This window comes from Streptosporangium sp. NPDC020145, from assembly GCF_040631275.1.
GTDB lineage: Bacteria > Actinomycetota > Actinomycetes > Streptosporangiales > Streptosporangiaceae > Streptosporangium.
The window spans coordinates 54,897-73,529 of record NZ_JBEXZT010000019.1 but is presented as its reverse complement, the minus strand read 5'-3'; the positions used below and the strand labels follow the sequence as shown (position 1 = coordinate 73,529).

Genomic DNA, 18,633 nt, shown 5'->3' with positions numbered 1-18,633 from the left:
CCATCTCCAACGCCGAGCGCCGCGCCCTGGTCGCCGTGATCCAGGCGGTGGTCCTCGGATGACCAGCCGCCTCCGCCACGGCCCCGCGTGCCAGGTCTCTCCCGCCGACCGTTCCCGCCGCGATTCCCACCGTGATCTCACCGCCCGGGGCACCGTCCCGGCCCAGGAGAGGGGGGCCGGGAGATGAGCTGGGTGCCGGTGGCGATGCTCGCGGTTCCGCTGGCCGGGGCCGTGGCGCTGCTCATGCCGTACGGGAGGGGGCGGCTGCTCAGGGCGCACGCGCTGACGGTCTCCGGGGTGACGTTCGCGCTCTCCCTGGTGGCCGCCGTCACGTACGTCCGTGGCGGCGCGACGGGCATCGGCCTGGAGACCGACCTGGCCTGGGTCCCCTGGCTGAACCTGAGGTTCCACCTCGGCGTCGACGGGGTCTCCCTGCCGCTGGTCGTGCTGACCACGCTGCTGACGTTCCTGTGTTTCGTCTACCTGTGCCGTGGGGGCGCCGGCGGAACGGACCGGCTGCCGAGAGGGAGGCCGGGGCCGGAGCGGGCCAGGGCACTGGTGTTCACGCTCCTGCTCCTCGAAGTCGGCATGGTCGGCACCTTCCTCGCCCTCGACCTGCTGCTGTTCTTCGTGTTCTTCGAGGTCGTCCTGGTCCCGATGTACTTCGTGATCGCCATCTGGGGCGGTCGTGCCCGGCGGGCGGCGGCGACCAAGTTCATCCTCTACACGCTGCTCGGCTCGGTTGTTCTCCTGATCGGCCTGCTGTTCGTCTGGGCGGGGACCGGCACTCTGGACATGGTCTCCCTCGCCGCGGCGCACGGGGCGGGCATGTCCCGCCCGGCGCAGATCCTCGCCTTCGTCGCCATCGGCGTCGGGCTCGCCGTCAAGGCCCCGATGTGGCCGCTGCACACCTGGCTGCCGGCCGCCCACACCGAGGCGCCGACCGTCGGTTCGGTGCTCCTGGCGGGTGTGCTGCTGAAGATGGGCACCTACGGCTTCGCCCGCATCGCCATCCCGATCCTGCCCGAGGGCGCCGCGGCCGTCGCCCCCTGGCTCGGCGCGTTCGCGGTGATCGGCGTCATCTACGGCTGCCTGGCCTGTCTGGCCCAGCGTGACCTGAAGCGGATGATCGCCTACTCCTCGATCGGCCACATGGGGTTCGTGCTCCTGGGCTTCGCCACGCTCACCCCGGTCGGGCTCAACGCCGCGCTCTTCGGCAACATCGCCCACGGCCTGATCACCGCGCTGCTCTTCTTCGTCGCCGGAGCGATCAAGGAGCGCTACGGCACCGCCGACATCCCGGCACTCGGCGGCGGCATGCTGGCGCGCCTGCCGCACCTCGCGTCCCTGCTCACCTTCGCCTGCTTCGCCTCCCTCGGTCTGCCCGGTCTGGCGGGTTTCTGGGGGGAGATGCTCGCCCTCCTCGGCGCCTTCGACCCGGCGCCGGGTCTGTCCCGGCCGCTCTTCCTGCTCTTCATGGTCGTCGCGGGGGTCGGCACCGTCCTGACCGCGGCCTACTTCCTGGTCATGCTGTCCAGGGTCACCCACGGCCGTCCGACCGAGACCGTCCACGCCCCCCTGCTCACCGCGGCGGGCGCCACCGGGACGCCGGAGGCGGGTGAGGCGGCCCAGGAGGCCCGGGAGGCTCAGGAGGCGATGGTGGCCGCGGAGCGGGTGACGGAGAAGGTCACCGCGGACGCCGAACAGGTGGTCGAGGAGACCATGGCGGGCGGCGGCCCGCCGGACACGACCGCGAGAGCCGGAGGTTCGGGAAGCGCGGGAGAAACCGGAAGCGGCCGAGGCACCGGAGGAGCCGGGAGCGGGCGCACGCGGGACGTGACCGCCCACGAACTGGCCGCCTGGGTGCCGCTGGTCGCCCTGATCCTGCTGTTCGGTCTGTGGCCGAAGGCACTGCTGTCCCTCACCGACCCGGTGGTCCACAGCCTGCTGGGGACGCCATGATCCAGTCGATCGACTACTTCGCGGTGGCGCCGCCACTGGTTCTGGCGCTGGCCGCCGGGCTGGTGCTGCTCCTGGACGCCTTCCTGCCGCGCAGGCCGTACGTCAGGCCGATGCTCTGCGTGGTCACGCTGGCCGGGGTGCTCACCGCCCTGGGCTTCGTGGTCGCGCAGGCGTCGCGTTCGGGGGAGGCCCTCCGGACCTTCTGCGTGCCCGAGGGCCTGACCACCGCGCCCAGGATCGTCCCGGCCCTCCCACCGGGTGTGCGGCCGACGACGGGGAAACCCACCGGAACGATCGCGGTCGCCGCCTCCGGGCCTGAGACGGGGGCCGTACCGTCGTGCTCGTTCGTGGTCGACGACTTCACCCTGGTCTTCGCCGGGCTCGCCCTGGCCGCCGGGATCGTCGTGGTGCTGCTGTCCATGACCTTGCTCGCCTCCGGTGAGATCCCCGTCGGCGAGTGGCACTTCCTGCTGCTGTGCACGCTCACCGGCGCCGTCGCCCTGCCCGCCTCCCGAGACCTGATCATGCTGGTCGTCGCGCTTGAGCTGGTCTCGCTGCCGGTCTTCGCGCTCACCGGGCTCAGACGCCACGACGGCCGTGCCTCAGAGGCGGCGGTCAAACTCTTCCTGGTCTCCGTGGTCTCGACGGCGGTGACGCTCTTCGGCGTCTCCCTGCTGTACGGCGCGACGGGAACCGTCCACCTCGACCGGCTGGCCCAGGTCCTGCGTGAACGCGCGGCCGTTCCCGCCGTCCCCGGTCCCGGCCAGGCGGCCGGTGACGCGCTGCCCCAGGTGACCGGGACCACCGAGGCCTACGTCTCCGCGCTTCACCTCTCCTACGACTCGCCGCCTCCCGACCTGTCGTCCGTGCTGGCCGTGGCCGTCGTCCTGGTGCTGGCCGGGTTCGCCTTCAAGGTCGCCGCGGTGCCGTTCCACGCCTGGGCGGGTGACGTCTACCAGGGGGCGCCGGTCCCGGTGGCCGCGCTGCTCTCGGTGATCTCCAAGGCGGCCGGGTTCGCCGGGCTGATCCTCATCCTCGTCACGGCGCTGGGGAGCGAGGCGAGCACCTGGGGCCCACCGGTGGCGCTCGTCGCGGCGCTGACCATGACGGTCGGCAACCTCCTGGCGCTACGGCAACGCCACGCCGTACGGCTGCTCGCCTGGTCCTCGGTGGCGCAGTCGGGCTACATCCTGGCGCCGCTCGCCGTCCGTGACGACGAGGCGACGGGCGCGTCGATCGCCTATCTGGTGTTCTACGCGGCGATGAACCTCGGGGCGTTCGCGGTGGTCATGCTGGTCTCGCGGCGCGCCGCACGCAACGAACTGGACGACTACCGGGGGCTCGCCTTCCGCGACCCGGCCGCCGGGCCGGCGCTGGCGTTCTTCCTGCTCTGCCTGGCGGGCCTGCCGCCGGGGCTGGCGGGTCTGTTCGCCAAGATCGTGGTGTTCCGCGAGCTCGTCGGTGGCGGCGTGGCATGGCTGGCCGTGGTGATGGCGGTCAACACGGTCATCGGCCTCTACTACTACGTGGCCTGGGCGGCACGGATCTTCACCCCGGCCCCGCGCGGAGCCAGCCAGGGGGTTGTTTCGGATATGCCGGATATATCGGCTCCGGGGGTCGTGACGGCCCCGGAAAATCCGGTCGGCTCGGGGGAGGAAACGGGCGGCGGTCGCAGGGGGTGGTTGCCGGTCGTCGTCGCGATTGGACTGACCGTTGTCGTCGCCCTGGTGTTCTCGGTCGCGCCACAGGTGGTGCTCGACCTCCTCCCCGGGGGCTCCGGCATCGGGAGGTGAACGTTTTCGGGAACGTTCGGCCAGGCCGGAGACGTTGGAGAAGGTGAATCGGCATCAACCGACAAGGGGGATGTAGTGCACCACAACGGTCTGCGTACCGCCGTCCTCCTTGGCGCACTGTCCGCGGCGATCATCGCCGTCGGGGCGTGGCTGGGCGGTGGCGTGGGCCTGCAGATCGGGGTTCTGGCCGCCCTGCTGACCAACGGTTTCGCCTACTTCTTCTCCGACCGGATCGCCCTGTCGGCCATGCGGGCCCGTCCGGTGAGCGAGGTCGAGCAGCCGACCCTGTACCGGATCGTGCGTGAACTCTCCACCGAGGCCCGTCAGCCCATGCCCAGGCTGTACGTCTCGCCGACCATGCAGCCCAACGCCTTCGCCACCGGACGCAACCCCCGCAACGCCGCGGTCTGCGTGACCTACGGCATCACCCAGTTGCTCGACGAGTCCGAGCTGCGCGGGGTCATCGGACACGAGCTGTCCCACGTCTACAACCGCGACATCCTGATCTCCTCCGTGGCCGGGGCGCTGGCCACGATGATCACCTACCTCGGATACATCGGCCTGTTCTTCGGCGGGGGAGACGACGACGAGGGGCCCGGTTTCCTCGGCGCGCTGCTCATGATCGTGCTCGGCCCGGTCGCCGCGGGGATGATCCAGATGGCGGTCTCCCGCTCCCGGGAGTACCAGGCGGACGAGTCGGGGGCCCGGCTGACCGGAGACCCCCTGGCCCTGGCCTCCGCGTTGCGGAAGATCGAGATGGGCGCCCGGCAGCTTCCCCTCCCGGAGAACGCCCGCCTCGCCTCGGCCTCACACCTCATGATCGCCAACCCCTTCCGGGGCGCGGGCATCGGCAGGCTGTTCTCCACCCACCCGCCGACCGCCGAGCGCATCGCCCGTCTGGAGCGGATGGCGGGCTACCGCCGCTGAGCGGGGCGGTAGCCCGACCGGCCGTCACGTATGCCCGGCACACACCTCGCCGCCGGTCACCGTACGTCTCTCAGCAGGCCGACCAGCGGGGCGGCGGCCAGCGTCAGCAGGCCACAGACCGAGAAGAGCACGAAGTAGTTCGGCCCCTCGGCGAAGGGGTCGGACCCCAGGCCGAGCAGGACCGGAGCCAGCGCCGGGGCGATAGCGCTGGGCAGGTGCTTGGCCATCGCGAAGGCGCCGAGATAGCGGCCCGCGTCCCGCTCGTCAGGAAGCACCTGGGTGACCAGGCCGAGATCGACGGCGTAGTAGACGCCGGTGGCGGCGCCGCTGATGACCGCTACGACGATCACCACGCCGACGCTGGCGGTCGCGGCCTTCAGCAGCAGCGTCACACCCAGGATCGCCGTCGCCCACAGCACGAACGGACGGCCCCTGCCGATCCGGGCCGACCAGCGGCCACCGAGATAGGCGAAGAGACCGGACAGCAGGGTGCTGGCGATGGTGGTCAGCCCGACCAGCGCGACGGCCTCGGCGGTCGGCATGCCGATGCGACTCTGCAGGTAGTAGAGCGAGTAGGACGAGATCAACGCGAAGCCGATGCTGACGAGCAGCCGCTGCACCCACAGCAGCCGGTAGTCACGGGCGTGCCGGGGCAGTACGAGCAACGCCGAGGCGAGACTGCCGACGTTCACCGGGCGTCGCTCGGCCGGGTCGAGACGACGGTCGGGCAACAGCGCGCAGAGCACGCCGGCGGCCGTCACGGCGAGTCCACCGCAGATCGTGAACTGCAGCAGCAACTCGCCCTTGAACATCTGGGACAGCGCCATGGCCGGGACGACGCCGAGCATGTTGCACATCGAGAACACGCCCGCCACCCGGACGCGGCGTTCCACGGGGAACTGGTCGACGACCGTCGCGGTCAGCCCGGCGACCATGGCCTGGTAGCCGGTGACGGCGACCATCCAGCCGACCGCGACGAGGGCGATCGACCCGGCGAGCGCCAGGAGGATCAGCCCGGCCAGGCCGAGCAGGGAACCGCCCAGGATCCACGGCCTGCGCATGCCGTACCGGCTGGTGGTGCGGTCGGACAGGTGGCCGCTGAGCGGGTTGGAGATCACCGTGGCCACTCCGCCGAGCGCGGCGACGAAGCCGAGTACGGCCTCCTTGTTGGCGGGCGCGATCTCCTGGACCTTGAGGCCGAGACCGAGGATCAGCGGCAGGGCCCCGGCCGCCGCGTAGAAGAGTTCGGCCACACCGATGGCCGCGACCAGCCCACGGCCGGTTTTTTGGGGTGCGCCGGTTTCCCGGGGAAGGGTGAGGGACACGGGGTCGCCTTTCTGGTCAGCCGACGAGGGCGGCGCGCAGCCGCTGGACGTGGCCCTCGGTCAGACCGTGGGCGGTGAGCAGCCGTTCGGCGCCCCCGCGGGCGTCGAGAGCGGTCAGGAAGGTACGGATGGCGGTCTCGGGGGCGTCGAGCAACCCGGACACGGCCCCCGCGACCGAGACCGAAGCGGCCGGGGACAGAGCGACCGGGGACAGAGCGACCGGGGGCGGGGTGGCCAGAGGCGAAGCGGCCGGGGACGGAACGGCCAGAGGCGAAGCGGCCGGGGGTGGGGTGGTCAGGCCGAGCATCGTCATGATCTGGGGGAGGTGCGTCACGGTCGCGGCGTAGTCGCGGACGATCGCCTCGTGATCCACCCCGACCAGATCGAGGATCAGGGCGACGACCAGGCCGGTGCGGTCCTTGCCCGCCGCGCAGTGCACCAGGGCGGGCAGCCCGTCGGCGATCTCCGCCACGACGGAGGCGAACCAGGCGGTGCGGTGGTCGAGCATCAGCACATAGAGGTCGCCGAGGTCGATTCCCGGCGGAAGGGCGGACAGGTCGGCGGGGGATCCCGAGGTGCCGAGGCGGGTGACCCTGACACCGAGGTCGGTCAGGAGGGTCCAGTCGTCCCCGGCGAGTTCGGCCTCGCTTCTCAGGTCCGCGACGAGCCGTAGTCCTTCGAGCCGCCCACCGAGGAGATCCGCCAACCGGTCGGTGTCGGCGGCGGTCAGCCGGTGGGGTTGCGCCGAGCGCAGCAGCATCCCGGAGCGGACAGGAGTTCCGGCGCCTTCGGCGACGTCACGGAGGTTCAAGAGCGGCATGAGTCATATATATGACTGGCTGACCTGCGTGAACGCGGCGAAAAGATGGATTCGCGATGAACGGCCGGGCAATCCCTGGATCATCGGCGGGGCCCGGAAGGCGGGAGCCGTACAGTTGTCCAGATGCCCAGAGAAGCCCGCTACCGCGCGATCGCCCGTGAGCTCGGGCGGCGCATCGAGTCCGGTGAGCTGCCCCCCGGTGAGCGGTTGCCGACCGAGGACGCGCTCGCCGAGCGGTTCGGCGTGCACCGGCTCACCGCCAGGCAGGCCATGGTCGAGCTGCGCAGGGCCGGGCTGGTCGAGACACGGCACGGTCTGGGGAGTTTCGTCAGGCGTGTCCCGCGCCGGATCGAGGTGTCCATCGACCCGGCGACCCGCAGGCACCGGCGGGCCGACCTGGAGGGGCTGGCGACGGTCTTCGCCGGGGGAGAGGAGATCCTCGGCCGGGGGCTCGTCGAGCATCCGGCGGGGGCGCGGCACCTGAGGGTCGCGGGTGAGGAGGTCTACGAGATCACCACCCTGCTCAGGTCCGAGGGGGCGCCATGTGTGCTGAGCCGCTACCGGCTCCATCCGGAGCGCGCCGACCTGCTCTGCGACCCCGAACTCGGCGTGCTCGGCTCTCTGGAGGCCGGTGGGGTCTCCTACCGCTACACCTGGCACGCGATCTCGGCGGACCTCGCCGACCTCGCCGACCAGTCCGCCCTCGCGCTCGACGCGGGCGCCGCCGTACTGGTGCGTGAGGGGCTCGTCATGCACGGCGACGAGCCCCTGTGTCACGTCGAACGGCGCTGCCGGGCCGACCTCGTCTCCTTCGTCACCCGCTATGACCGGCCAGGTGACTGAGCAGCGCCTCGGTGTCCAGCTCGTAGACCGGGGGAGCCGACGTCATCGGGACGACCGTGGTGATCACACCGTCCTCGGTGACGTCCACCCGGCTGAAGGCCTGTGACGGTATGCCCCTGGTCTTTCCCGCGGGCGCCATGGTGTCGGCGGCGTAGGCCCCGCCGGGACCGATCCAGACGGGGATGCCCGCCAGTGCGCCCGCGGACGCGCTGTGCGTGTGCCCGGCGAGGACGATCCGTACGTCGGAGCCGGTCAGTGCCCGCGCCAGCCTCTCCGGCTCCCGCAGGCCGATCCCGTCCATCAGCGGCAGCACACTGGGGATGGGCGGATGGTGCAGCACCAGCACGCTTCCGTCGGGCGCGGGCTCGGCCAGCACCGAGGCCAGCCACTCCAGTTGGTCGGCGGACAGTTCGCCGTGGTGCTCACCGGGCACGGTGCTGTCCAGCGTCACGATCCGCAACCCGCCGACCCAGGTCACCACGTCGTACGGCTCACCGCCCACCTGGTCGCCTGTACGGTCACCTTCTCGGCCGTCCGCCTGGTCGTTGACGAGGGCCGAACGGAAGGCGCCCCGCTCGTCGTGGTTGCCCATCGCGACCACGACGGCCGCGCCGAGCTCACCGGCGGCCTTCTCCAGCGCCCGCGCGACCAGCCGGTAGGAGGGCTCGTCCCCCTGGTCGGCGATGTCGCCGGACAGGATGATCGCGTCCACGGGCTGCCCCGCGGCGACCACGGTGTCCAGCGCGTTCCTGAACGCCGTGGTCGAGTCGACGTGGCCGTGGAGCAGGCCGTCGGCGACGGCGTGAACGTCGGTGAGATGGATGAGGGTGTAACGCTTCATGACCACAACGGTCGTCCACGCCACTGAACGTGACCGGTCATCTATATGAATTACGGCCGTACGGCTCGCGGCGCACCGGTCAGGAGTGCTGGGTGACCGGGTCCGTCTCCTCGGGGGCCAGGCCGGCGATGCCGTCGATGCTCTCCCGGTTGTTCTTCGCCCGGTAGGTCCGTCGCTGCTGCACGTCCTTGCGCTCCGCCCACTCGTCGAGCAGCGTCCGGTCCTTGTCGAACGACATGAACGGCACCGAGAAACCACAGGAGTCGGCGATGCGCTCACAGTCGACGACGATGATCGACCGGACACCCGGATGCGACCCGAACCTCGTGAGCAGCCCGGAGAACTCGGCCTCGCCGGGGGTGACGACCCGGCCTGTGCCGTACAGGCGAAGGATGTTCGGAGGACCGGAGAAGGCGCAGAACATGATCGTGATACGCCCGTTCTGGCGGAGGTGGGCGATGGTCTCCACACCGCTGCCGTCCAGATCGAGGTAGGCCACGGTGGTGTCGTCGATCACGGAGAACGTGTCGGCGTATCCCTTGGGGGAGACGTTGACGTGACCACCCTGCTCGGGAGCGGTGGCGACGAAGAAGACCGGCTGCGCCTCGATGAACGCACGCAACCGATCACTGAGCTTTTCATGGACTTTCCCCATGAAGAGAAGATATGTCCTCCCACCCGCCGAGCCTTGGCGCACCCGCCGGGTTCCAGACCACCGGCCATCAGCGAGCCTCGACCCATCAGCCGGGCTCTGGGCCGATTGCCGGGCCTGGGGCATCGGCCAGGCGTTGGATCACTCGCCGGGTAGCCACCAGCTCCACGGGGCGTTCTTGATCGGGAAGGAGTCCACCGTGTGGACGGTGCCGGTCCTCGCGTTCACCGTACGCTTCGCCGCCGAGGTGACCTGTCCGCCGTGGGCCTCGCTGAAGCTCGTCCAGAGCGTCAGCGTGCCCGCCGGGTTCCAGGAGAGCCGCTGCGCGCCGTCGTTGACCGAGACGCCGAGCCGGACCGCCGCCGAGACCGTGTCCGAGGTCAGGCTGTAGGTGTGCAGCCGAGCCTTCTTCGTCATCGCCCCGGTGACGACGAACGCCGTCGTGGTGCCGTCGTTCGCCAGCGCGACCGGGGAGTTGTTGGCCAGGATCTGCGGCACGACCCGGCTGGCCGTCACCCGCCCCGCACCGTCGAAGACCACGAACTCGGTGGTGCTGTCATCGGTGTAGCGGCTGGTGAGCACGTGCCGTCCGTCCGGGCTGAAGCCCATCACGTTGATCTTCGCGGGAAGCGTGGCGATCTTCCCGCTCTCACGGTCGACGAGCAGGGACGGCAGTCGCTCCTCTTCGTCGAGGTAGTCGATCACGACGGCCGATCCGTCCTCGGAGAGCATGGTGTCCACGCTGGCCTGGTCGAGCCCCTTGGGCAGGGTCGCGGCCCTTCCCGGCAGCGGGACGACCTTCCCACTGGTGACGTCACGAACGACGAGGACGTCCCCCCTGAGGTAGTTCACGACCCGGCCGTCACCGCTGACCGCGAAGGTCGTGCCCGCGTCCTTGTCCACGGTGCCGTTGGCCCGCCGGGGATTGACCCGCGCGTCGTCGAGCCTGACGGTCCTGCCGCTGCGCAGCGTCAACGTCCACTTCCCGCAGGGGACCGTGTGGTCTCCCTTGGCGCAGCTCTTGATCCACGCGTACCGGACCAGGTCGTCCGTCCTGGCCTCCGCCGGGGGAACGGTCATGGCCATGGCCACCACGGTGGCTGTCACGGTGCCGAGCGCGAGTACGGCCAGGCCGCGGATCGAGGACATCGCGTCTTCCTTTCGTCACCGAGGTAGATGCCTCCTCCGGGCGAAAGGTTCTGTCACGGATCAGCCACACCACCGGTTCCGGTACTCCAGCGGGGTGAGCCCGATCCTGCGGCGCATCAACGCGCGCAGGTTGGCGGCGGTTCCCAGCCCGCTGCGCCGCGCGACCACCTCGAAGCGCGACTCGCCGCGCTCGATCATCCGGCACGCCACGTCGAGCCGTTCCCCGGTGAGCCAGGCCAGCGGCGTGGTGCCCAGCTGCGCCCGGAAACGGCGGTGCAGCGTCGCCTGACTGACCGAGGCCCGCGCCGCCAGGTCGGAGACCGTGAGCGCGGTGTCCAGCCGTTCCTGCGCCCAGGCCAGGAGGGGCGCCAGGGACTCGTCCGGTACGTCGGGAACCGGCCGTTCCACGAACTGCCGCTGCCCGCCGTCGCGGTGCGCGGCGAAGACGAGCCGCCTGCTCACGGCGTTGGCGACCTCCGCGCCATGGTCGAGCCGGACGATGTACAGACCGAGATCGAGCGCCGCCGAACTCCCCGCGGCGGTCAGGATGTCGCCGTCGTCCACGAACAACACGTCCGTCTCCAACCGTACCGACGGGAAACGGGACCGGAAGGAGTGCGCCCACTGCCAGTGCGCCGTGGCCCGCCGTCCGTCGAGGACCCCGGCCTCGGCAAGGGTGAAGGCACCGCTGCAGAACCCGACCAGCCGGGCGCCCCGTGCGTGCGCCCGCCGAATGGCCGCGAGTACGGCGGGCCGCCGGGGAACCTCCACGTCGGGACGGTTGGGGACGATCAACGTGTCCGCCGTCTCGGCCGCCTCAAGGCCCGCGACGCCCGTGAGCGTGAAGAAGCCGTCCCGCATCGGCGTACGCGGCTCCGGCGAGCACAGCCGGAAATCGTAGAGGTCACGCCCGAGCTCCGGCCTGCGCAGACCGAAGACCTCGGTCGCGCACCCCAGCTCGAACGGGTTGGAGTTCTCGTCCACGATCACGACAACCCGGTGCAGCGCCTCCCCCGCACCCACCGCTCGTCTTTTGCCCTGCTCCGCATGCGCTTCGCGGACCGCGCGCACCGCCTGTTCCATGTGCGCTTCACGAGCTGCGTGTGCCGCTTGTTCCGTGTGCGCTCTACGGACTATGCGCGTTGGCTGTCCTGCGCGCGCTGTCTGCTCCGTATGCGCTTCGCGGGCCGTATGCACCGCCTGTTCCGTGCGCGCTTCTCGAACCGTGTGCGCCACCCGTTCTGTGTGCGCTTCGCAGGTTGTGCGTGCTGGCTGCTCTGCGTGCGAGGATTCTTGCGCCATGTGCTATTCCTAGCACTCGCCCCGGCCGTACCGGTGGGCCAGGATTCACCTGTGAGCAACGAACCCATCGCCCTCGACGAGGCCCTGACCTCGTTCGACGCCCTCTGGAGTCCCCGCGTCGTCACGCACGTCAACGACTACGACGTTCGGATCGCCAAGGTCGAAGGCGAGCACATCTGGCACGTCCACCAGGAAACCGACGAGTTCTTCCTGGTGCTCGACGGGGAACTGACCATCGGCCTGCGCGAATCCACCGGAGAACGCACGGTACGGCTCCCGCGCGGCTCGGTGTTCACCGTCCCCCGTGGCACGGAGCACCGGCCGTCGGCACCCACCGGCGCCGCGATCCTCATGTTCGAGCCGACCGGGACCTCGTCGGTCGGTGACCGGCCAACCGAGATCCCCGCCCACATCGACGCCACGACGGGCCACCCCCTCGGCACCTGACCAGAAGACCCGTGATGCCGCACAGCACCGCCAACCTTCGGGGGCCGGCATCACACGGACACGGCCGCCGTCGTGGGGAGGGCGGGGTGCCGTACGGGGCTCCACTTCGGGCCTCGTCGCCGTGGACGCACGCCAGGCTTCTCGTCGGGCGGTTTCTTCCCGGGAACGGACACGGTCGCCGTACGGGGGCCTCGTCATCGTGGACGCACACCACACCTCTTTAGGGCGCGGCGGCCTCTCTTCGGGCGTGCCGGGTTTCTTTCCGGAGGAAATGCGTGGAGGCTGCGCCACCATCTCCCCGCGGCTGAGGCCGTACACCGGTCCAGATGGGCGCGTCCCGGTCCGCCGGACCGGGGTTTGCCGAAGCGGGGCTCCGTGGGGCCGGAGTTCTGCCGGATCGGAGATTTCGTCGGGTCAGGGCACAGGCCTTCGGCCATGTGCCCCTGGCATACCCGTTGGCGCTATCGGTAGTTCGTGAACTGCAGCGCGATCTCCAGGTCCTTGCCCTTGAGGAGGGCGATGACCTCCTGGAGCTCGTCCCTCTTCTTGGAGCTCACCCGCAGTTCGTCACCTTGGATCTGGGCCTTGACGCCCTTGGGGCCCTCATCCCGGATGATCTTCGAGATCTTCTTGGCGTACTCCTGGTCGATGCCCTCCTTGAGGGTGACCACAAGCCGGTACTCCTTGCCGGACAGCTTCGGCTCACCGGCGTCCAGGATCTTGAGGGAGAGCCCCCGCTTGATCAACTTGTCCTTGAACACGTCAAGGACGGCGTTGGCGCGCTCCTCGCTGTTGGCCTTGATCTCGATGGCTTTCTGCCCGCCCGACCAAGCGATGGTCGCGCCGGTGCCCTTGAAGTCAAACCGGTGCCCGACCTCCTTGACCGTCTGGTTCAGCGCGTTGTCGGCCTCCTGGTGGTCGATCTTGCTGACGATGTCAAAACTGCTGTCGGCCATGCGTCGACTGTCCTCTCTAGCTCTCCTGCCGACCCTAGCGCCTCACCTGTCGGCTCATGATGAACGTGACCACCAACACCACGACAACGGTGTCGAAAACGGCCGGGCCCGGCACCCCACGTGAACCGTCATCCCCTTCGTTCCCAGCCGGTACCCCCATGGCGCGGGCGGCAAAAGTCCTGGTACGGCGGGCTTTCGGTAGGCAGTCTCCGCCGATGTCACGTCACACCCGGAAGTCCGCTATTCTTCTTCCTGTCGCCGCCGCAGGCGGAGGACAAGGCAGGTTGCCCGAGTGGTCAAAGGGAGCGGTCTGTAAAACCGTCGGCTCAGCCTACGCAGGTTCAAGTCCTGCACCTGCCACCAGCCAAAACGGCAGCTCAGAGCCCCGCGAGGGGCTCTTTTGCTTTTCCGGGACATGCGGTCGTACGCGGCCAGGAGCAGCCGTATGTCACCGCTCCACCGACATACGTGCAATGATCTTGAAGGTGTTTCCCCAGGTGGAGCCGGGGTTTCCGGGCGATGCGGGGACGGGAACCGGCCTCCGGAAACGCCAAGGGACCCCGGGGTCTCCGGGGTCCTGGTCGTACGGCATGCGGCTCACGCGGCCAGCGCGTCGTCTATCCGCCGGTTGGCCACGTCCTTCTGCCCGCCGAGGCACTTGGCGTAGACCTGCAGCAGGACGTCCACGCTGTGCCCGGCCCGCTCGGCCACCTCGGGAGCGGGGACACCCGCGTTGAGCCACAGCGACACCGCCGCGTGCCGCAGGTCGTACGGCCTGCGAGCCAGGGGAGAGGCCACCTGGGCAGGAGTGAGAGCAAGCTTCCTGGCCTCCTGCCAGACCTCGGTGTAGGCCGTCGAGGCGACCACCCCGCCGCGCTCACTCCGGAAGAGCCGCCCGTCCTGGCCGGTGCCGTACTCGGCGATGTGCTCCCGGAGGATCTCGACCAGCGTCGGCGGGATCGGCACCGGCCGTACGTCGTCACGCCCTCGATGCTTGAGTCCCCGCTGTCGGTCCACCGCGTGTCGACCTCGGGACGGGAGACGTCGACCGTCAGCCGCCCCCAGCCCTTGAGCGGGAGGTGGCAGCCCTGCACTCGCAGGCCGACCGCCCTCGGCCGGGCGCAGGGCCGCGTAACACATGTACGCGAACAGCGCCATGAGCCGCCGACCCCGGCCGCGACCGCCCACGTGGGTGACCATGGTCAGGAGTTCCTGAGCCCGCCGCGGATTGACCGCCACGCGAGGGTCAACGGTCTCAGAGGGTGTCTGAAAGCTGGCGTTCGCGTAACTGTCCGGTGGTCTGTCGGTGCGCGTTGCCGGCCCCATGCCCGACCCCCGACGCCCTTATCCAACCGATCTCACCGACGCTGAGTGGGCGCTGCTGGAGCCGCTGATTCCAGCCCCTAAGCACAACGGACGCCCAGCGGTGCACCCGCGCCGGGAGATCGTGAACGCCATCTCCTACTGGCTGCGGGCCGGCTGCTGCCGCACGACTTCCCGCCGTGGCAGACGGTCTATCACTACTGGCGCCAATGGCGGATCGCCGACTTGTGGGAAGACGTCCTGGCCAGGCTACGGGAGCAGAAAAGACTCGGCCAGGGCCGCGATCCCACACCAAGCGCCGGGGTCATCGACAGTCAGAGCGTGCGCGGTACCGAACGCGGCGGTCTGCACGGCTACGACGGCGCCAAGAAGGTCCTGGGCGTCAAGCGGCACCTGCTGGTCGACACGCTCGGCATCGTGCTGGGCGCCTGTGTGAGCCCGGCCAACGCTGATGACCGGGACGGCGCGATGGCGGTGCTGTCGCGCAGCATCGACCGTTTCCCGCGGCTGCATCATGTGTGGGCCGATCAGGGCTATCGCGGAATCCGGTTCATCGGCTGGGCGCAGGAGGCGCTCGACGTGGCCGTGCAGATCATGGTGCGCCGCGACGGCGGCATGCGCTCCACCTGGGCCAGGAACGACCCACCGCCACGCGAGGTACCGCGCATCGGGTGATCCCGCGCCGCTGGGTCGTGGAGCGAACCTTCGTCTGGCTGGGCCGCTATCGGCGGCTGTCACGCGACTACGAGTACCTGATCACAGCCACCTGCATGCTGCTCCTACACCGCCTCGGAACACAGCGATCATGACTTTTCGAACACCCAGTGATCGTCGCCCAGAACTACGGCATCGACGTGGACAAGGCGTACGAGTGGGGCGATGCGTTCCAAGGCCGTCATCAACCGGGCAGCAGTGAAGACGACCCTCTTCTGACTCGGGCTCCGTACCTGTTTCCGGCCTTCGGTAATACCTCTCGAAGGCCGGAAGTCCGCGTCCAATAAATCCAGTCGTTCGAGCTATTTCGCTGAGATCACCTCAATGACCGGTTCAGCAAAGAACGCCCTTGTACCACGCGAACTTGATCTCGTATGTAAGGCCAAGGAAGGTTGACCCCGGACGTACGCACTGGTCGTATCCGGGCAGTTCCCAGTGCCGTTCGACGCGGATAAGGACATTGACATCTGAGTTGCAGTGGGTGTAGTAGGCACTCCCGCCGACCTCGTCGTAACCGCATTCGACGAGCGCCCCCGCGCCGCCCGATTCGCCGGCGGTCGTGATGGCGTTGGCGTATACCGGAGCAGTGGTCAGTGCCAGGGCGGCTAGCGTGCCGCCAACCGTCTTGAGGATCCGGGTAAGCATTCGTATTTCACTTCCCTTCGCGTCGTGCGTAATTTCATCCACAGTATCCAGTGGGATTTGGGTTGCTCCACCGTGATTCCTGCCAAACAGTCAAGGTTTTCTGCCAAAGTCCCTCGGCCGTGTTGCCCCTGCCCTGTGAGAACTAACGTCTTCGGAGCGGTGGTTCGCTTGACGGCATCCCAGGCAATGAGGGCGTTCACCGGGTATCGGTGCCTGTTCCTGTCTCGGCGCCAACGGTGGAGCCGTCGCCGATGTGCGGTTTGCCGGTCGGTGCTGGTCTTTAAGAAGACAAACCGGTCCGGCTACTCGGTTTTGATCGCGGTGAAGAACGATTCGGCCATCGCGTTGTCGCAGCGGACGCCGGTGCGGCCGGCCGAGGGGTGGATGGTTTTGTGCATGTTGACCCGGCTACCGAGGGTGGTGGGGTTCATGCCGGACTCGCGGGCCGCTGAGGCGACCGTGCGGGGGCCGTCCAGCATCATGTGGGCGGCTTCCTCCTTGAACTCGGGCGAGAACCGCCTGCGACGTCGCATCGCGTGCCTATCTCTTCCAGGCTCTCTGTCAGGTTATGCGCCTGACTGTCTGGAAATCGTTGAGCACCCACGGTGACTCGCGCGACACTATGCTCACTCGTGGTGCAGCCGTATATCGCCCCCCGGACCAATGGTTGAAGATCCGGCAGGCCCATAGGCTCGAACGAGGTCCCACACCGCAGCGTCGGCGGACGGCGTGTTCCGCCGCGCCGGCGAAGGACACGCAGATCCCACCAGGGGAGGCACCTCGATGGAAGGCCGCCACGAACAGGACAGTGCGACCGCCGACGGCCGAACGTCGGCGTCCTTCCTGATCGACGAAGCGCTCATGTTCTATTACCCGGCCGCCCTGCGGGCCGTGGCCGCGACCGGCGTGGCAGATCATCTCGCGGACGGTCCGCGTACCGTCGAAGACCTGGCCCGGCGTACGGGTGTCAACGCGCGGAGCCTGTACCGGGCCCTGCGGGTGTCGGCGACCCGCGGGATCTTCGAGGAGTTGGACGACGGCCGGTTCCGCCTCACCCCTGCGGGGGACGCGCTGCGCACGGACGCGCCTTTGTCGGCGCGGTCGGCCGTACTGATGCTCACGGACCAGTCGATGTGGCGGCCCGCCGGCGAGATGGAACGCTGCCTGCAGCAGGGCGGTCCGGCGTTCGACGACATCTTCGGCATGCCGTTCTTCGACCATTTCGCACAAGATCAGGCGACGGCGGCGATCTTCCACCATGGGATGGCGGCCATGTCCGCCCAGGAGAACGCGCCGATCGCCGCGGCCTGCGAATTCCCCGAATCGGGAGTCGTCGTCGACGTCGGTGGTGGCCAGGGCGGGCTGCTGCGGGAGGTGCTGGGCCGGAGGGACGGCCTGCGGGGCGTGCTCTTCGACGCCGAGCACGTCCTGCGAGACCACCTGCTGGACGTGGCGGAGACCCGTGGCCGCTGGGAACTGGCCATGGGGGACTTCTTCACCGAGGTCCCCAAAGGAGACGTCTACCTGCTGAAGCGCATCCTGCACGACTGGGAGGACGACCAGTGCGTGGCCATTCTGCGCAACTGCCGTACGGCGATGCGGCCGGGCGGGCGGATCCTGGTCATCGACGCGGTCGTTCCCCCCGGCAACGCCCCGCACCAGGCGAAGCTCGTCGACCTTCTGCTGATGGCCTCTCTCGTCGGTCGTGAGCGCACGGCGCAGGAGTTCTCACAGCTTTTCGAGGCGGCCGATCTGCAGCTGTCCCGCGTCGTCCCCACCGGTACCGTCCTGTCCGTCGTGGAGGCGACTCCGAAGGACCCGGACGGCTGATCCCGGCCCGCGCCGAGCCTCCGGCGAGCGGGTGAGAACTCCTGTGCGGCTGCCCGCCGCCACCGCCCCGCGGGGTCGAGTCGATCTGCCTGAGCGACGACGTCAACGGGCACCGGCGCGCGTTCCAGGTGTCTCCGTCGTACGGACAGGGGGGCGGTCGGTCCGTCTCCCGGCAGGCGGGAGCGGTCAGCGAGCTTCTCCCGGATCCCGCACGTCGCGGGGAGAGGGTGGTGCTCGAAGCGCTCCGGGCCGTCCCAGGTTTCAACTCGTGCGGTCACAGGCGGCCCACCTTTGGGAGGTCACGGACGGGTGGCCACCAGTAGATCGACCACGTAGGTCTCCTCCAGGGTCTCGTCGGGGAAGGCGTCGTGCAGGCGTCGACGCTCCTCGGTGAGGAAGGCGTGGGCCGTGGCCTGGTCGAGGACGAGGAACGCCGAGCGACTGCCGATGTTGGCGAGGTGCGTGTCGAAGGAGACCGTCCGCTGCCAGCGGAGCAGCCGGCGGACGACCCGTAGGCCGGTCAGACCGGTGAGCCGGATGGCCTCGCCGTCGTCGGGACGTGTCACAGGGTGCGGGGGCACTCCACAGTGACGCGCGATGCGCTCGTCCTGAGCGCGGATCCACGGAATGTCGAAGGCGTTGGTGTTCCACCACAGGGCGAGCGCGCCACCCGGGCGCAGGACACGCAGCGCTTCCGGGACAGAACGCTCGCTGTCGGTCCACTGCCAGGACTGCGCGTACGTGATGAGGTCGTGAGAGGAGTCGGCCAGCGGCAGGGCGTTGCCGTCGCCCCGGACGACCGGCACGTCAGGGAGCGTCCGGCGGAACTCGGTGACCATCGCCTCACCGGGTTCGACGGCGATCACGTCGGCGCCCCGCTCGCTCAGGAGTCTGGTCGCGATTCCAGTCCCCGCGCCGATGTCCGCGACACGGGCACCCGCCAGTGAACGGCCCAGTGATTCCTCAACGATGTCAAAGAGCGCGGGAGGGTACGAAGGACGGCTCGCCTCGTACTGGGCGGCTGCCGCGTTGAACGAATGGGCGCGGGATTCGGTGGTCATCTCCTCATGATCTTTATCCGGTTCATGTTGACGATCGCTTCCG

General features: G+C 69.3%; 18 protein-coding genes, 1 tRNA gene and 2 pseudogenes. 10 read left to right on the top strand and 11 right to left on the bottom strand.

Annotation, left to right across the window (positions count from 1 at the left end):
- Window positions 1-183: 183 nt before the first annotated feature.
- The 3 genes from ABZ463_RS28425 to htpX all read left to right on the top strand — a co-directional run bounded on the left by ABZ463_RS28425 (window position 184) and on the right by htpX (window position 4,682).
- A complete protein-coding gene (locus ABZ463_RS28425) occupies window positions 184-1,962 on the top strand; it encodes an NADH-quinone oxidoreductase subunit M (protein ID WP_362780707.1) in 1,779 nt (592 codons plus the stop codon).
- Window positions 1,959-3,755: an NADH-quinone oxidoreductase subunit N gene (locus ABZ463_RS28420; protein ID WP_362780704.1), complete on the top strand. Its 1,797-nt coding sequence runs from the start codon at window positions 1,959-1,961 to the stop codon at window positions 3,753-3,755. Before ABZ463_RS28425 ends, ABZ463_RS28420 begins: the two co-directional genes overlap by 4 nt.
- 75 nt (window positions 3,756-3,830) lie before the next feature.
- Entirely contained in the window at window positions 3,831-4,682 is an 852-nt protein-coding gene (gene htpX, locus ABZ463_RS28415; RefSeq protein WP_352010818.1) for a zinc metalloprotease HtpX, read from the top strand.
- A gap of 56 nt (window positions 4,683-4,738) precedes the next feature.
- Here htpX and ABZ463_RS28410 read toward each other — a convergent pair whose 3' ends face one another.
- Complete coding sequence (locus ABZ463_RS28410; protein ID WP_352010817.1) at window positions 4,739-6,007, bottom strand: MFS transporter; 1,269 nt, start codon at window positions 6,005-6,007, stop codon at window positions 4,739-4,741.
- Between the two features lie 16 nt (window positions 6,008-6,023).
- Entirely contained in the window at window positions 6,024-6,827 is an 804-nt protein-coding gene (locus ABZ463_RS28405) for a tyrosine-protein phosphatase (RefSeq protein WP_362780700.1), read from the bottom strand.
- Window positions 6,828-6,950: 123 nt separating this feature from the next.
- Here ABZ463_RS28405 and ABZ463_RS28400 point away from each other — a divergent pair, with 123 nt between their 5' ends.
- Window positions 6,951-7,670, top strand: coding sequence for a GntR family transcriptional regulator (locus ABZ463_RS28400; RefSeq protein ID WP_362780698.1), 720 nt, complete (start codon window positions 6,951-6,953; stop codon window positions 7,668-7,670).
- On the opposite strand, the gene ABZ463_RS28395 is transcribed toward ABZ463_RS28400, so the two are convergent.
- From ABZ463_RS28395 to ABZ463_RS28380, 4 genes are all read right to left on the bottom strand, one after another.
- Window positions 7,642-8,511, bottom strand: coding sequence for a metallophosphoesterase (locus ABZ463_RS28395; protein ID WP_362780695.1), 870 nt, complete (start codon window positions 8,509-8,511; stop codon window positions 7,642-7,644). The genes ABZ463_RS28400 and ABZ463_RS28395 overlap by 29 nt on opposite strands.
- A gap of 79 nt (window positions 8,512-8,590) precedes the next feature.
- Window positions 8,591-9,166 carry a pyridoxamine 5'-phosphate oxidase family protein gene (locus ABZ463_RS28390; RefSeq protein WP_362780693.1) on the bottom strand — a complete coding sequence of 192 codons (576 nt, stop codon included), beginning with the start codon at window positions 9,164-9,166 and terminating at the stop codon, window positions 8,591-8,593.
- A gap of 138 nt (window positions 9,167-9,304) precedes the next feature.
- Window positions 9,305-10,312: a hypothetical protein gene (locus ABZ463_RS28385; protein ID WP_362780690.1), complete on the bottom strand. Its 1,008-nt coding sequence runs from the start codon at window positions 10,310-10,312 to the stop codon at window positions 9,305-9,307.
- Window positions 10,313-10,372: 60 nt separating this feature from the next.
- Window positions 10,373-11,335 carry a helix-turn-helix domain-containing protein gene (locus ABZ463_RS28380; RefSeq protein WP_352010811.1) on the bottom strand — a complete coding sequence of 321 codons (963 nt, stop codon included), beginning with the start codon at window positions 11,333-11,335 and terminating at the stop codon, window positions 10,373-10,375.
- A gap of 330 nt (window positions 11,336-11,665) precedes the next feature.
- Between ABZ463_RS28380 and ABZ463_RS28375 the strand changes: the two genes are divergently transcribed.
- Window positions 11,666-12,061: a cupin domain-containing protein gene (locus ABZ463_RS28375; RefSeq protein WP_362780688.1), complete on the top strand. Its 396-nt coding sequence runs from the start codon at window positions 11,666-11,668 to the stop codon at window positions 12,059-12,061.
- 461 nt (window positions 12,062-12,522) lie between these two features.
- Here ABZ463_RS28375 and ABZ463_RS28370 read toward each other — a convergent pair whose 3' ends face one another.
- Window positions 12,523-13,017, bottom strand: coding sequence for a YajQ family cyclic di-GMP-binding protein (locus ABZ463_RS28370; RefSeq protein WP_352010809.1), 495 nt, complete (start codon window positions 13,015-13,017; stop codon window positions 12,523-12,525).
- 278 nt (window positions 13,018-13,295) lie between these two features.
- Here ABZ463_RS28370 and ABZ463_RS28365 point away from each other — a divergent pair.
- A tRNA-Tyr gene (locus tag ABZ463_RS28365) sits at window positions 13,296-13,380 on the top strand.
- Between the two features lie 234 nt (window positions 13,381-13,614).
- Here ABZ463_RS28365 and ABZ463_RS28360 read toward each other — a convergent pair.
- Window positions 13,615-14,034 carry a hypothetical protein gene (locus ABZ463_RS28360; protein WP_362780685.1) on the bottom strand — a complete coding sequence of 140 codons (420 nt, stop codon included), beginning with the start codon at window positions 14,032-14,034 and terminating at the stop codon, window positions 13,615-13,617.
- 307 nt (window positions 14,035-14,341) lie between these two features.
- Here ABZ463_RS28360 and ABZ463_RS28355 point away from each other — a divergent pair.
- From ABZ463_RS28355 to ABZ463_RS28345, 3 genes and pseudogenes are all read left to right on the top strand, one after another.
- Window positions 14,342-14,488, top strand: a pseudogene (locus ABZ463_RS28355) (transposase); the annotation flags it as partial.
- 77 nt (window positions 14,489-14,565) lie between these two features.
- Window positions 14,566-15,015 carry a transposase gene (locus ABZ463_RS28350; protein ID WP_362780683.1) on the top strand — a complete coding sequence of 150 codons (450 nt, stop codon included), beginning with the start codon at window positions 14,566-14,568 and terminating at the stop codon, window positions 15,013-15,015.
- Window positions 14,967-15,095: pseudogene (locus ABZ463_RS28345) on the top strand (transposase); the annotation flags it as partial. The gene ABZ463_RS28350 and the pseudogene ABZ463_RS28345, both read left to right, overlap by 49 nt.
- A 292-nt stretch (window positions 15,096-15,387) precedes the next feature.
- Here the strand turns inward: ABZ463_RS28345 and ABZ463_RS28340 are convergent.
- Window positions 15,388-15,741, bottom strand: coding sequence for a DUF6355 family natural product biosynthesis protein (locus ABZ463_RS28340; protein WP_362780681.1), 354 nt, complete (start codon window positions 15,739-15,741; stop codon window positions 15,388-15,390).
- 260 nt (window positions 15,742-16,001) lie between these two features.
- The gene (locus ABZ463_RS28335; protein WP_362780678.1) at window positions 16,002-16,232 is read right to left on the bottom strand and encodes a transposase; all 231 of its coding nucleotides are present in this window, start codon (window positions 16,230-16,232) and stop codon (window positions 16,002-16,004) included.
- 250 nt (window positions 16,233-16,482) lie between these two features.
- On the opposite strand from ABZ463_RS28335, the gene ABZ463_RS28330 reads away from it, so the two are divergent.
- Complete coding sequence (locus ABZ463_RS28330) at window positions 16,483-17,529, top strand: methyltransferase (RefSeq protein WP_362780675.1); 1,047 nt, start codon at window positions 16,483-16,485, stop codon at window positions 17,527-17,529.
- 299 nt (window positions 17,530-17,828) lie between these two features.
- On the opposite strand, the gene ABZ463_RS28325 is transcribed toward ABZ463_RS28330, so the two are convergent.
- Window positions 17,829-18,590: a class I SAM-dependent methyltransferase gene (locus ABZ463_RS28325; protein ID WP_362780673.1), complete on the bottom strand. Its 762-nt coding sequence runs from the start codon at window positions 18,588-18,590 to the stop codon at window positions 17,829-17,831.
- Window positions 18,591-18,633: the final 43 nt, after the last annotated feature.